We start from the raw sequence: 13,010 nt of genomic DNA, 5'->3' as shown, positions 1-13,010 counted from the left end.
GTTAAGAGCTTAGAAATAGCTTCAAAAACTTTTGTGGTTTAAAAAGTATTTGTTTCTTAAATGATAATTTTAATACGTATTATTCAATCCTCCATCCAAAGGAATACTAGTTCCTGTAAGGTAATTTGAATATTCTGAAGCAAGGAAAGCTACCAAATGGCCGTATTCTTCCGGCTGCCCAAATCTTTTCATCGGAATTTTATTTTCTCTTGCTTTTTTTATTTCTTCTTCCGGAGCACCACTTTGCTGAGACTCATGAGCTACCAGTTTTTGAATTCGTTCCGTGTCAAAATATCCTGTTAAAACATTATTTACCGTGATATTATGCTGTGCTATTTCATTGGAAAGGGTTTTCGCCCATGCAATCACTGCCGAGCGAATAGAATTGGACAATGCAAGATTTCCGATCGGTTCTTTTACCGATAAAGATGAAACGTTGATGATACGTCCGCTTCTCTGTTTGATCAGATGGGGTAATGCCAATAATGTTGTTTCACAAACAGTTTTAAAAAGAAGATCAAATGCTTTCTGATAATCATCTGTACTTTTATCAACGGCTAAGCCCGGTTCAGGACCATTGGTATTGTTTACCAGGATATCTATTGAATGGGCATTAAAATATTGAACAATAGTTTTTCTATAATTTTCAAAATCCGAAAAATCTGCTACCAGATATTCATGTTTCTGATCAGGATTGATAACCGGCAGTGAAGAAACAAAATTTTTAAGTTTTGTTTCATTACGGGCCATAACAGTAACATTCGCCCCACATTTCGCCAGTTCTATGGCAATTCCAGCTCCGATTCCCTGTGTAGCACCTCCTACTAAAGCATTCTTTGAAAAAAGTTGAATATTCATTTTTATAATGATTATGGATTAATCTATATAAATGTATGAAAAAAACCTCCAAATCATATTTGAAGGTTAGCTTTTAATTCATGTTTACGATTTATTTTACCACGATAGCTTCAAGTTCAACTTTTAGTGTTTCAAATAAACCTTTTACCTCCAGCATCGTTAATGCCTGTTGAATCTTATGTTCAGCAATCCACTTCTGGAGGATTGGGAAATAAGGCCAAAGTTCTTCCGAAGAAGTGGTGTAAACATTTAATCTGACAATACCTCCGCATTTATATCCTGCTGAATTGATGACCTCCTCCAGATTGGCAATAGCCTGTTCCAGCTGAGATTTCATATCCTTATTACTGGATGTTCCGTCAGGATCAATCGCTGCCTGCCCTGAACAATATAAGGTACTTTCAACATTTTTTACTTCTACAGCCTGAGAATAGCTTCTCTCATTCTGCCATTTCCATGGATTAACCGTCCTTTTTTCCATTGTATTAAATTTTTTGTTGTTATTACAATGCAAAATTGCAGAACAGAATCAATAAATTCCTGTGATCCGGATCACAATTATTATGTGAATATGGTCACATTTTACAGAGGCAGACGGCTTAACGTTTCTCTGGATACGCCTAAATAAGCAGCCAAAAGAGATTTGGGAACACGTTGAACCAAAGAAGGGTATTTTTTCAAAAGCTGATCATATCGTTCTTTAATTCCGGTTGTCATCATTGAAACGGTGCGTTGTTGTGCTGTAATAAATCCCATATATGCTTTTTCAAGGAAGAAATGTTCTAGCTTTGGAAGTTGAGCACAAAGTTTTCTGTAATCATCCAGCTTAAGGCATAATACTTCCGTATCTTCTACACATTCCAGAGACATGGTAGCTGTAGCCTGCTGATAGTAAGCAGGAAAGTCTGTTTCCCACCAGTCTTCCATAGCAAAACCAATAATATGTTCTTTTCCCGTTTCGTCTGTATACACTAATTTCAGAAGACCTTTTAATACAAAATAATTGTAAGGCACCTCTTCTCCTTCTTGTATTAAGAACTGGTGTTTTTTATATTTTTTATGAGTAAAACAGGATGAGATGAATTCAAATTCATCATCGTTAATCGGAATTATTTTTTCGATATGGGTTCTCAGCAGATGCAGCATACTCTATTTTTTTATGATACAAAAATACTGTTCAACAGCTAAAATTATTGTTTAAGAAGTTCATCAATCTGTTTGTAAAAAGAATCTTTACTATAATCTGCCAGCCCTTTATGATGCAATCGGATTTCTCCTTTTCTATCCAATACTACCGTAGTGGGCAAAGAACCATTATAAAGTACATCAGGAATATTACCTGCCGGAACCAGAAAAGGAACCGTAAAGCCTTTTTCTTTTAAATAAGATTTTCCTAAAGCAACATTATCATCAAGGTTCACGGTAAGAAATACCATATCCGGATTTTCTTTGTACCGATCATACATTTTCTGAACAGACGGAAATTCTGCACGGCACGGAGGACACCAGGATGCCCAGAAATTGATGAAAACCACCTTATTCTGTAAAGTTGAGGAATCAATACTAGTTCCATCTTCATTTTTCAGGGTAAAACCTGCATAGGACCCTTTTATAGAAGTATTTTGCGTTTCTTTTGATTCTGATATGCTGGAATTGAGAATTCCCGTGGAAGCAACCTGTCTCATCAGCCATGCCTTTGCATCTTTGTTCACCAGAATGACAATAAACAATACGGTCAGTATTGTGGTAGAGGCATTTTTCCTTAACCATATTTTCAGATTTCCCATATTCTTCCGCTTAATTCTTAGCCAATATAAGATTAATATTCCGATCAGGATTCTAAAAATCATAGTTTTAAAAGTAAAAAAGTCTTTAAATCCTGGAATTTAAAGACTTTTCTCTGCATTTTTTCCCTGACAATAATAAAATCCAACTAATAACCGTTAATAATTTGTTTTTTAATAGAATCATCAAAAAAGCAGTAAATAAATCAATATACCATGCATAATATTATTTTTTATGTAATAGTCTTATTTTATCCTTGCCTTTACAATTTCCGAAAACCTATTTTTTCAATGGATTTATTTCATAATTAAATTGTTACGTGTAACAAATCCCCTATTCATCTAACTAATCATACAACATCAAAATATTAATTCATATACAAGAGATCTACTACTTTAAAATAAACTAATGCAAACATCCTTTTTAAAAATTACCGCTGCCACCGCTGCGCTCTGTTTCAGCACTCTGGCAATGGCCCAGCAAACCTATTCTGTAAGTGGAACCGTGAAAGACAAAAAAAACGGAGAACTATTACTTGGAGTATCAGTAAAAGTAAGTGAAGATCCCACGATCAATGTTGTTGCCAATGAATATGGATTTTACTCTCTTTCATTACCAGAGGGAAATTACACCATCATTATTTCCAATCCGGGATATAAAGATTTTGAACAGCAGATCAAAGTGGATCAGAATATAAAACTTGATCTTCCTCTTCTTCCCGCAGAAGCAGATACTAAATCAATTGATGAGGTCGTAATCACCGGTATCAAAAAGGACAAAAACTTAACTTCAGCTCAGATGGGGGCTGAAACATTAAGCATTAAAAACATAGAAAAACTGCCTGTTCTTTTCGGAGAAAAGGATGTAATGAAAACCATACAGCTTTTACCAGGTATCAAAAGTAATGGTGAAGGAAGCAGCGGATTCAGCGTAAGAGGTGGTGCTACCGATCAAAACCTGATACTACTGGATGAAGCTCCTGTTTATAATGCCTCTCACCTTCTTGGCTTTTTCAGTACATTCAACAGTGATGCGCTGAAAGATGCCAGCATCATTAAAGGAAACAGCCCTGCTCAATATGGAGGCCGTCTTTCTTCCGTTCTGGATGTCAAAATGAAAGATGGGAATAACAAAGATTATAACGTCAACGGAGGTATTGGTCTTATCAGCAGCAGACTGAGTGTGGAAGGGCCTATTCAGAAAGAGAAATCCTCATTCATTGTTTCCGGAAGAAGAACTTATGCCGATTTGTTCCTTAAAACCAATAAGGACTATAAAGACAACAAATTATATTTTTATGATCTGAACCTGAAGGCCAATTTTCAGATCAATGAAAACAATCGTATTTATCTGTCCGGTTATTTTGGAAGAGACGTTTTAGGATTGGGAGATACGTTCAATACAGACTGGGGAAATACTACAGCCACATTGAGATGGAACAGCATTATCAGCAGTAAACTATTCTCCAATACGTCATTCATCTACAGTAATTATGATTATAAAATCAGCCTGAAAAATGATGATACTGTATTTGATTTAAATTCAAAAATACGTGACTGGAACCTTAAACAGGATTTCACCTGGTTTGCAGGAAACAAACATTCTGTACGTTTCGGTCTTCAGTCGATATATCATACTCTGACTCCGAGCAGTGCTTCCGGTACAACAGTGAGCAGTTTTGCAAGAAATCCAAGATATTCATGGGAAAACGCGGTTTACATCAATGATGATTATAAAGCAACAGAAAAGCTGACGATCAATTACGGACTGAGACTTTCTATGTTCAGTGTACTGGGAGGAGATACCTTTAATACTTATGAGAATGGAGTTCTTACCGACAGTCGATTTTTAGAAAAAGGAAAATTCGGGAAAACATATACCAATCTAGAGCCCCGTATTAGTGCTAATTATCGTATCAATGAAGTCAGCAGTGTGAAAGGAGGATATTCCCGTAATACCCAGAACCTTCATCTTTTAAGCAACAGCAACAGTGGAAATCCTACGGATCAATGGATAGGAAGCAGTTATACGGTAAAACCGGAAATTGCAGATCAGATCAGTCTTGGGTACAGCAGAAATTTCAACAATAATAATTATGAATTAAATGCTGAGATTTACTATAAAGACATGAAAAACCAGATCGACTTCAAAAACGGAGCTCAGATTGGATTTGATACGGGAGCAGATGTAGAAAGTGAGCTGTTATTTGGAAAAGGAAGAGCTTACGGTCTGGAACTTATTGCCAAAAAGAAAAGTGGAAAATTAACAGGATGGATTTCCTATACCCTTTCTAAAACAGAAAGAAAAATCAACGGAATTAATAATAATGAGTGGTATAATGCCAGAATGGATAAAACCCACGACCTTTCCATTGTGGCCACGTATCAGCTTAATCCTAAATGGAGTTTTTCAGGATTATTTGTATACAGTACAGGAAATGCTGTTACCTTCCCTACCGGAAAATATGAACTTAACGGACAAACCATATTCCAATACAGCAACAGAAATGCAGACAGAATGCCGGCCTATCACAGAATGGATCTGAGTGCCACTTACGAACCAAGTTCCAATAAGCGATTCCGAGGATCATGGACGTTTGGTATTTATAACCTTTATGGTAGAGAAAATGCCTATACAATCAACTTTGAAGATAATCCTGACCGTCCCGGCACAACACGAGCCATGCAGACCTCTTTGTTCCGCTGGGTACCCAACATCACTTATAATTTCAAATTCTAAATCATGAAAAATACTTTTTATATCATATTCTCTCTCTTTGCATTAACTTCTTGTGAAAAAGAGATCGAGCTGGATCTGAACGATCAGAGCGGAAACATTGTTATCGAAGGAAATGTAACGAATAAACCAGGACCGTATACTGTAAAAATCACGAAATCAGTCGGTTTTTCTGAACCTAATCAATATCCGGCTGTAACAGGAGCTCAGGTAATTTTAAGTGATGACACAGGGCAAACTGAAACCCTTCAGTATACCGGAAATGGGATGTATCAAACCACTACATTTACAGGACAACCAGGCAGAATCTATACCTTAAAAGTACAGGCTAACGGGAAGCAGTATAGTGCCCAAAGCAAAATGCCGGATGTAGTTAATTTTGACGGGTTAGAGCAGAGTTCTTTCAAGTTTGGAGATAAAAATACATATACGCTTTTACCCCTTTTCACAGATCCTATGCCATTGGGAAATCGTTATCTTTTTAGCTTTACGATCAATGATCTTACTAAAAAATATATGAATACTTTTTCAGATAATGTGAATAACGGATTAGCCAATCAACAGCCTCTTATACTTCCCAATGATGATAATAAAGGAAGAGATCATGAGGTGGTAGTAGGAGATAAAATTCATGTAGAGATGCAGTGTATTGACAATAATATATTCACCTATTACAGTTCGTTGCTTCAGATTTCAGGTGGGAACGGAGGAACGGCTACTCCAGCCAATCCACCAAGCAATATCAGTAATGGAGCTTTAGGTTATTTTTCAGCCCATACCACAGATACACAAACTTTTGTCATTGAACAGACAACAACCCCATAAAATTAAAAGAATCCCGATGTATGTCGGGATTTTTTATTTAAGTTAAAAAATTGTTCTTCCTACTGACAGCTTGTTGTCATAGTTCTACTCTACTTTTGTCTTATAATTGTTTAAACATAAAACAGTATGAAACTTACCTCATTAAGAATTATCAGTAAAGATATTAAAGCAGCAGTAGAATTTTATGAGAAGATCAGCGGTATAACTGCAAGATGGTACACTGAAGATTTTGCAGAATTCTCTACAAATTCTATCACGATCGCTATCGGAAGTGCTAAAACAATGCAAATGTTTTCGGAAGGTCTTACCGATTTTGCAGGGACAAAATCTACAATCATTGAGTTTTTGGTTAAAAATGTAGATGAAGAATATGAAAGAATTAAAAGTATTGCTTCAGAAATCATCCAGGAACCTACAACAATGCCTTGGGGAAACAGATCACTTCTTTTCTGTGATCCGGATGGCAATATGATCAACTTTTTTACTCCCGTGAGTGTGGAAGCTATAAAGAAATTCAGCTAAACCCTTCCATCCATAAAAACTGAAAACTCGCTGAAAATTACAGCGAGTTTTTTATAAATGTATCGATATCGTTTTCATTTATTTTCCAAGAAATTCAATGGCTTTTCCAACAAATGCATTATGATACTGATAAAAAGAAGCATGCCCTGAATCCGGAAAAATCACCAGCTCTGCATGGTCTAAATTCTGAGCCATATTTTTAGCATTCTGAACAGACACTGGCAAATCATTCTCCCCGTGAACAATCAATACCGGATTTTTAATCTGTTTTATTTCCGTAAGAGCATTTGCATCAGCTTGAGCCCAGCTTAGAACCGCGGTAAATTGTGAATTGGAAGCTGCATCATTCAACGGAAGGTCTCTGTCTACCATACGAAGCTGAACCCTTGCAAAAGAAGCTTTTCCCTCCGCTGTACTTTGAGCTGATTCTGTAAACCCAAATTTCAAAAAGGCAGCCTCAGGACTTAATCCTGCAGTTCCCGCAATAATATTAGGAAGGTTAGACAATCCGATTGCTCCCTGTGGCCCTGTTCCCGTTAATATTACTTTATTAATCAATGCTGGATTCGTTAGCACAATTCTTTGGGCAATAAAACCTCCCATGGAAAATCCCATGATATTTACTTTATTCAGATTCAAAGCTTTGATAAAATCGACTGCATCATCTGCCATTGCCTGAACCGTATTGGGTGTTGTCCCTTTTGAAGAAGCCACTCCTTTATTATCGAAGATAATGACCTTATATTTTCCAGCCAATCCATCTGTCACTGCAGGATCCCAATCATCCATTGAACCACCCAGACCAGGAAGTAGTACTAGAGGAATTCCATCTTCTTTTCCTAAAACACGATATGCAATAGGATCTCCTTTCACATTTATGAATTGGGTTTTGGCAGTTTGGTGGTTACGGTTTTGTATCTCCTGTAGCGTGGGAGGTTCGTTTTCTTCAGTACAGGAGACTGTCACTACAGCAAAAAGAGTTAAACACAATAGGCTTACGACTGAGATTTTTCTGATTGTTTTCATTGTTGTTTATTTTTGTATGATTATGGTACAAACATAAAATACAAAAACAGGCAATACACTTAAAAGCTGTATCAACAGGACATTTTAGTAACCCAATTAGACATTTTTGAAGGTGAAAATATAAAGCAGAAGTTTTAAAAATCAGTTCTTAAAGATCTTGAGCTAATCTCAATGCGTGAAGAGCTTCCATTGCTTTTCCGGCATCTATTTTTGCTATAAAAATATGATCATGAAAATAAGCTGCCACTACATTACAGCTGATATTTTCTTTTTTCAATGCATTAGCAAAAGCAGCGGTGAGTCCCACAGCTTCAAGAGAAGAGTGAATATTCAGAGTGATCCAGGAAGAAATATAACTATATTCCAAAGACCATGTATCAGCAATATTCTTTTCTAAAACAATGGTAACCGCTTCAGCTTCCCGAAAGAAAAAGAGAATCTTTTCTATATCCGGTATTCCACCCAGGTTTTCAACAGTACAGAATACATATTCTCCGGCATTTAATACCGGTTCCATATTCTGAAGCAAAATATTTAAATCTTTTTCTCCTGACATCTTTTTTTATTGCAAAACTAAGATATAGATGGCAGCATCTGTTTATCAAATGATAAAAAAACAAAAAAGGAGGCAGACTGCCTCCTTTTTGTTGTACTTGTAACCTATCAACTGAACCTCACTATATGTGTTTGTGTTTTTTTTTAAAATTTGGTTTTTAAGAAGCCTTGTTTAAGGGTTATTCATACACTCCTTTTTTCATCAATTGTTTTTTTCCATCATTTGCGTTCTTATAACTATCGTTTACTATTTGAATAGTTATAATCATTTGTGTATATGAAATTTTAAAATCAAAACCATTCTTTCTCATTGGCTTTTTCATTACTTAAATTTCACAGTACAAAGGAACAACATTCTGGAATAAAATCTTCTATAAAACCCATCGATACAACTCGATTGTTATATCGATATTTATCTATAAAAATTTTGATGATAAGAAGTACAGAATTTTCTTACGACTACTCTATAGTTTATGGTGCGTCTTGACAAGCTCAATAAGCTCAACCATATTTTCTATCTTTAGTTTTTCAAAGATATTTTTTTTGATTGTGCTTACTGTATTTTGTTTTATATTCAGGGCATTTGAAATTTCAAGGTTTCCATATCCATCGGCATATAGTTCCGCTATTTCCAATTCCCGTTTAGTTAAACTCATAAGAGGACTGATCAGATTAGGATTATGAACCAGCTGTACCATGAGATTCCTCAACTGCTCAGAAAAATATTCTCCTTTCTCTATAAAAGTGGTGATTGCATTTCTTACCTCATCCTCTTCGCTCAGCTTACTCAGGTAACCATTTGCACCTGCTTTTACAAATTTAAGCCCATGCAGTTCCTCTTCAAGTCCTGTAAAAACTAAAATTTTAATATCAGGATTTATCTTTTTCATATCAGGTAAAATATGCAGACTGTTTCCGTCCGGGAAATGAGCATCAATGATCACCATCTCTACCTTTTTTGATTCTACTAGCTCCAATACCTGATGTAAGGATGAAGTATGATACACGGTAGCCTCAGGGACAATATCACTGATAACAATCTCCATTCCCTGGCGTACGATGCTGTGATCGTCTGCCAACAGGAATATAATTTCTTTATTTTGAATTGGTATTTCCATTATTATTACTATTTAAATTGATCCTGAATGTCACTTTAGTTCCTTTATGCAATTTACTTTCCACTGATATATTACCATCAAAAAGTTCTACAATTTCTTTTACAAGATTAAGCCCAAGCCCTGCTCCCAGATTATCTACTTCATCAGACACCACTCCCTGATAATAAGGATCAAAAATTTTACCAAGATCTGATTCTGATATCCCCACTCCCGTATCTCCTACTGTTGTAATCAGGGAAATTTTATTTTCTCCCACTAGTTCTGTATCCATCACAAGATCTATCTGCCCGTTTTCTGTAAATTTATTGGCATTCCCAATAATATTCATAAAAATCTGGTTGATTCTGATATTATCCGAAAAAACATCTACATTCTCCGGAATTCTGTCTGTAACCACAAATCTGTTATTTCTTGTTTCCAGATAAGGAGTAATAACTTTTACAATAGAACTGATCTCTTCTTTAAGATTAAAATTCGATTTTATAAGTTCTTTTTCAGCGTTCTCATTTTTGGTGTATTCCAGAATCTGATTAGACTGAAGAAGCAAAGTACTGTTTGTAAACTTTATAGATTTCAGATAGTCTTTTATTGTTTCATCTTTTGTTGTTCTATGAATCTTATCGATAAAAATATTGATAATTTTCAATGGAGATCTCAAATCATGGCTCAGCATTCCTAAAATTCTGTTTTTGAAATTAAGATTCTTTTTAATCTCTTTGTTGGCTGCATTCAGTTTTTGTTCATAAACAAATGCCATTCTTGTAAAATACATGATCAGAATGGATACAATAAACATCAGTATCATAAGTCCCAATACCAAATTGGTCCTAATTCTGTTATTATTAGAACTCTGTTCGCTATACTCCTTTTCAAGTTCTTTTTTAAAGTCCTTAATTGCATTTTCATATACCTCAATCAAACTGTTACTGTATACCAATAACTTACTGAAATTACTGTAAAACTGTAAATTCTTTTTTTGACTTTGAGCGGCCAGTTGCTGCATTTTCTTTACCTCAGCAACATAATGCTTATCCATAGATTTTATGGTGTTATCCATTTTGGATTTTACCTGAGAAATATCTATAGTTTTATTGTTGGTCATCGTAATCACCGTACTTTCCTTCTGTACATCAACTTTTCCCTTTACAGCATCTTTTAAACGTCCAAAAAAACCTTTCTTTTTAACAGTATCAGCATACGTACGTGTCTGAATATTGAAATTTTCAAAATCATTTTTATACTTTGCAGGTTCAAATGGCTCATCTTCAATATTCGAAGGTAGATTCAGTGAATTCTTATATACAGAATCTATCAATGTTTGCAATTTTGCAGTCTTCTGGGAATTCTGACGATGAGCTTCCAGACTTTTTTTCAGTTTCGGACTTGTATTTTCATATTCCCCAATCTTATCAAAATTGGTTTTAAGTTTTCTCAACGACTGGAAATAAAGCTGCAAATCATTATTATTCTGAGTAGCCATATATTTTTGCAGATGATCCTGTGCATCTATAAAATCTTTCCGGGAATTGTCTGTCAATCCCCCCAGCGCACGGCTTTCCTCCAGCTGATCTTTAATAAATTTCAGCTTTTTCCCATTGACAAATTCGTTATAAAAAAATATAGCAATGATAACCTGTATTAATAAAATACAGAGGATCATTGAATAATGAACAACTTTTCTCAATTTAAAATTTAAGAATTTATTTTTCATATCTGTTTATAAGTTAAATTAATTCTTAGACCCCATAGGTCTATTTGATATTAATTCTCAACAATATACCATTATTTTCAATAATTATGCAATAGCTGTATATCATCTATTTGGCAAAGTTAAAGTAATTTTTGTCTTCTTGTAATAATGAATATGTGATAAAACCCACAAAAAATAATTTTATTTTATATAAAAACGCTCTGTAAACATTAAGTTTTATTCACGTAAACTCATTTTTTTAAATCAATTGCAAAAAGTTGAGACTCAGCAAAATATTCTTATTCTCTCCATTTTATTACAAATAGTATATGACAGTCTTCAAAATATGATCTGCTTCTTTCCATTTTGTCTGCTTTTTTAATGGGTTAAGTCCCTCTCCTTGCATCATTTTATCCCATTCCGTATTTCTACTCAATACCACAATTGGTTATTTACACTCTAAGAACATATATCCTCTTCTTTGTTACTTTGAAATGCTTATTAATAGTGACAATATCCCATGGTAGACAAGGATATTCACATGTACCGGCAGATTCATCTCTATACTCAATCTATCGTATGGATGGTAAAGATCAGAGATTATTAAAGATCAGAAATGAAGGTATATTCCTTCATTTTGCTGTCTTTACTTTTTCTGTATCTCTTCAATACGATTATAAAAATAAAAACAAATAACCTATGATTACAGAAAACTACGACGTAATCGTCATTGGCGGAGGAGCAATAGGTCTGGCAACAGCTTATCATCTTGGTCAGCGCCAGGCTAAAACACTGGTACTGGAACAATATACCTTTGTCAATCAGCTGGGCAGTTCTGCAGGAGTATCACGTCAATTCCGGATTCCCTATCCAGATGAATATATGGTACAAATGGCTTTGGACGCGCAACCTTATTGGGATGAACTACAAAAAAAGACAGATACCCAATTGCTTGATAAAGTGGGAACACTCTGGTTTGGAGATCCTGAAGTACATTCTACCGAAGGAAATATTGCAGAAGCTGAAAAATCTTTAAAGGCTTTAGGTGTTCCTTACACCACCTTAACTTCAAAGGAAATTGAAGAGCAATATCATTTTAAAAACCTTCCGGATAATTATACAGGTCTGTTTCAGCCTGATGGTGCCAGCATTAATTTCAAAGCAACTATTGAAACACTTTTAGATCTTTGTAAAAAGGAAGAAACCGTTGAGCTTAGAGAAGATTCTCCGGTACTTGAAATCAAACAAAAAGGTGATCTTTTTGAGCTTACCACTCCCAATGGAATTTATATCGCCAAAAAACTGGCCATTATTCCGGGACCTTACATCAACAGTGTTATTAATCTTCTTGATTTTAAAATAGAAGCCACTTACTGGAATATGTCTTCCGCTTATTTTAAGAAGACAGATCCTTCGATACAATATCCAACCTGGTTTGTATTCCAGAATGCAACAGGAGAAAATGGCAACCAGTTTTATGGTTTCCCATCTGTGGAATGGGATCATCCGGAATACATCCGTGTGGCACCGGATTTTGTTATCAAACCTTTGGAAGAGCCAAGCGACAGAACATTGATTCCAAACCCTCAGGAACTGGCTTACACCTCCGAATGGATAGAGAAACATATGACCGGGCTCAATATCATTCCGGAATATACCTCAACATGCCTTATTGCTCTGAGCACAATCCCTAATAAAGAACTGCTGATAGATTTTGCACCCTCTTATGTTCCCAACCATAAAAATATTGTGGTGTATGCTACAGGATGGGCTGCAAAATTCACTCCATTCTTAGGTAAAATCATGTCTGATCTTGCATTAGACGGACATACTGATTTTGATATTACTCCATTCCGATTAGGATATAAATATTTCTTAGCACTTTAAAAATTATA

12 protein-coding genes are annotated in these 13,010 nt (G+C 35.2%); 4 read left to right on the top strand and 8 right to left on the bottom strand.

From position 1 onward, the window contains the following. Positions 1–69: 69 nt before the first annotated feature. From ACM6F9_RS15970 to ACM6F9_RS15955, 4 genes are all read right to left on the bottom strand, one after another. Positions 70–858 carry an SDR family oxidoreductase gene (locus ACM6F9_RS15970; protein WP_414846622.1) on the bottom strand — a complete coding sequence of 263 codons (789 nt, stop codon included), beginning with the start codon at positions 856–858 and terminating at the stop codon, positions 70–72. 91 nt (positions 859–949) lie between these two features. Then, positions 950–1,339: a RidA family protein gene (locus ACM6F9_RS15965; protein ID WP_414846621.1), complete on the bottom strand. Its 390-nt coding sequence runs from the start codon at positions 1,337–1,339 to the stop codon at positions 950–952. A gap of 101 nt (positions 1,340–1,440) precedes the next feature. Next, entirely contained in the window at positions 1,441–2,004 is a 564-nt protein-coding gene (locus ACM6F9_RS15960) for a Crp/Fnr family transcriptional regulator (RefSeq protein WP_414846620.1), read from the bottom strand. Between the two features lie 44 nt (positions 2,005–2,048). Then, on the bottom strand, positions 2,049–2,708 hold the full coding sequence (locus ACM6F9_RS15955) for a TlpA family protein disulfide reductase (RefSeq protein WP_414846619.1): 660 nt from the start codon (positions 2,706–2,708) through the stop codon (positions 2,049–2,051). Positions 2,709–3,051: 343 nt separating this feature from the next. On the opposite strand from ACM6F9_RS15955, the gene ACM6F9_RS15950 reads away from it, so the two are divergent. From ACM6F9_RS15950 to ACM6F9_RS15940, 3 genes are all read left to right on the top strand, one after another. Then, complete coding sequence (locus tag ACM6F9_RS15950; protein ID WP_414846618.1) at positions 3,052–5,382, top strand: TonB-dependent receptor; 2,331 nt, start codon at positions 3,052–3,054, stop codon at positions 5,380–5,382. A gap of 3 nt (positions 5,383–5,385) precedes the next feature. After that, entirely contained in the window at positions 5,386–6,204 is an 819-nt protein-coding gene (locus tag ACM6F9_RS15945; protein ID WP_414846617.1) for a DUF4249 domain-containing protein, read from the top strand. Between the two features lie 126 nt (positions 6,205–6,330). Then, complete coding sequence (locus ACM6F9_RS15940; protein WP_414846616.1) at positions 6,331–6,726, top strand: VOC family protein; 396 nt, start codon at positions 6,331–6,333, stop codon at positions 6,724–6,726. Positions 6,727–6,804: 78 nt separating this feature from the next. Here the strand turns inward: ACM6F9_RS15940 and ACM6F9_RS15935 are convergent, their stop codons facing one another. From ACM6F9_RS15935 to ACM6F9_RS15920, 4 genes are all read right to left on the bottom strand, one after another. After that, entirely contained in the window at positions 6,805–7,752 is a 948-nt protein-coding gene (locus ACM6F9_RS15935; RefSeq protein WP_414846615.1) for an alpha/beta fold hydrolase, read from the bottom strand. Between the two features lie 148 nt (positions 7,753–7,900). Then, complete coding sequence (locus tag ACM6F9_RS15930; protein ID WP_414846614.1) at positions 7,901–8,308, bottom strand: ACT domain-containing protein; 408 nt, start codon at positions 8,306–8,308, stop codon at positions 7,901–7,903. A 463-nt stretch (positions 8,309–8,771) separates the two neighbouring features. Continuing rightward, the gene (locus ACM6F9_RS15925; protein ID WP_414846613.1) at positions 8,772–9,425 is read right to left on the bottom strand and encodes a response regulator; all 654 of its coding nucleotides are present in this window, start codon (positions 9,423–9,425) and stop codon (positions 8,772–8,774) included. Next, the gene (locus tag ACM6F9_RS15920) at positions 9,403–11,085 is read right to left on the bottom strand and encodes an ATP-binding protein (protein WP_414846612.1); all 1,683 of its coding nucleotides are present in this window, start codon (positions 11,083–11,085) and stop codon (positions 9,403–9,405) included. Before ACM6F9_RS15920 ends, ACM6F9_RS15925 begins: the two co-directional genes overlap by 23 nt. Before the next feature lie 729 nt (positions 11,086–11,814). On the opposite strand from ACM6F9_RS15920, the gene ACM6F9_RS15915 reads away from it, so the two are divergent. Beyond that, positions 11,815–13,002, top strand: a complete 1,188-nt coding sequence (locus ACM6F9_RS15915; RefSeq protein WP_414846611.1) for an FAD-dependent oxidoreductase — start codon at positions 11,815–11,817, stop codon at positions 13,000–13,002. Positions 13,003–13,010: the final 8 nt, after the last annotated feature.

Source organism: Chryseobacterium sp. IT-36CA2 (assembly GCF_949767875.1).
In the GTDB taxonomy this organism is placed as follows: Bacteria; Bacteroidota; Bacteroidia; order Flavobacteriales; family Weeksellaceae; genus Chryseobacterium.
Note: the sequence above shows the minus strand (reverse complement) of the source record. Positions and strands in the feature narration are given on the sequence as shown.

Coding starts and splice junctions, on each gene's coding strand:
- ACM6F9_RS15970 (WP_414846622.1), bottom strand. CDS start 858: ATGAATATTCAACTTTTTTCAAAGAATGCTTTAGTAGGAGGTGCTACA.
- ACM6F9_RS15955 (WP_414846619.1), bottom strand. CDS start 2,708: ATGATTTTTAGAATCCTGATCGGAATATTAATCTTATATTGGCTAAGA.
- ACM6F9_RS15945 (WP_414846617.1), top strand. CDS start 5,386: ATGAAAAATACTTTTTATATCATATTCTCTCTCTTTGCATTAACTTCT.
- ACM6F9_RS15960 (WP_414846620.1), bottom strand. CDS start 2,004: ATGCTGCATCTGCTGAGAACCCATATCGAAAAAATAATTCCGATTAAC.
- ACM6F9_RS15935 (WP_414846615.1), bottom strand. CDS start 7,752: ATGAAAACAATCAGAAAAATCTCAGTCGTAAGCCTATTGTGTTTAACT.
- ACM6F9_RS15925 (WP_414846613.1), bottom strand. CDS start 9,425: ATGGAAATACCAATTCAAAATAAAGAAATTATATTCCTGTTGGCAGAC.
- ACM6F9_RS15950 (WP_414846618.1), top strand. CDS start 3,052: ATGCAAACATCCTTTTTAAAAATTACCGCTGCCACCGCTGCGCTCTGT.
- ACM6F9_RS15930 (WP_414846614.1), bottom strand. CDS start 8,308: ATGTCAGGAGAAAAAGATTTAAATATTTTGCTTCAGAATATGGAACCG.
- ACM6F9_RS15920 (WP_414846612.1), bottom strand. CDS start 11,085: ATGATCCTCTGTATTTTATTAATACAGGTTATCATTGCTATATTTTTT.
- ACM6F9_RS15940 (WP_414846616.1), top strand. CDS start 6,331: ATGAAACTTACCTCATTAAGAATTATCAGTAAAGATATTAAAGCAGCA.
- ACM6F9_RS15965 (WP_414846621.1), bottom strand. CDS start 1,339: ATGGAAAAAAGGACGGTTAATCCATGGAAATGGCAGAATGAGAGAAGC.
- ACM6F9_RS15915 (WP_414846611.1), top strand. CDS start 11,815: ATGATTACAGAAAACTACGACGTAATCGTCATTGGCGGAGGAGCAATA.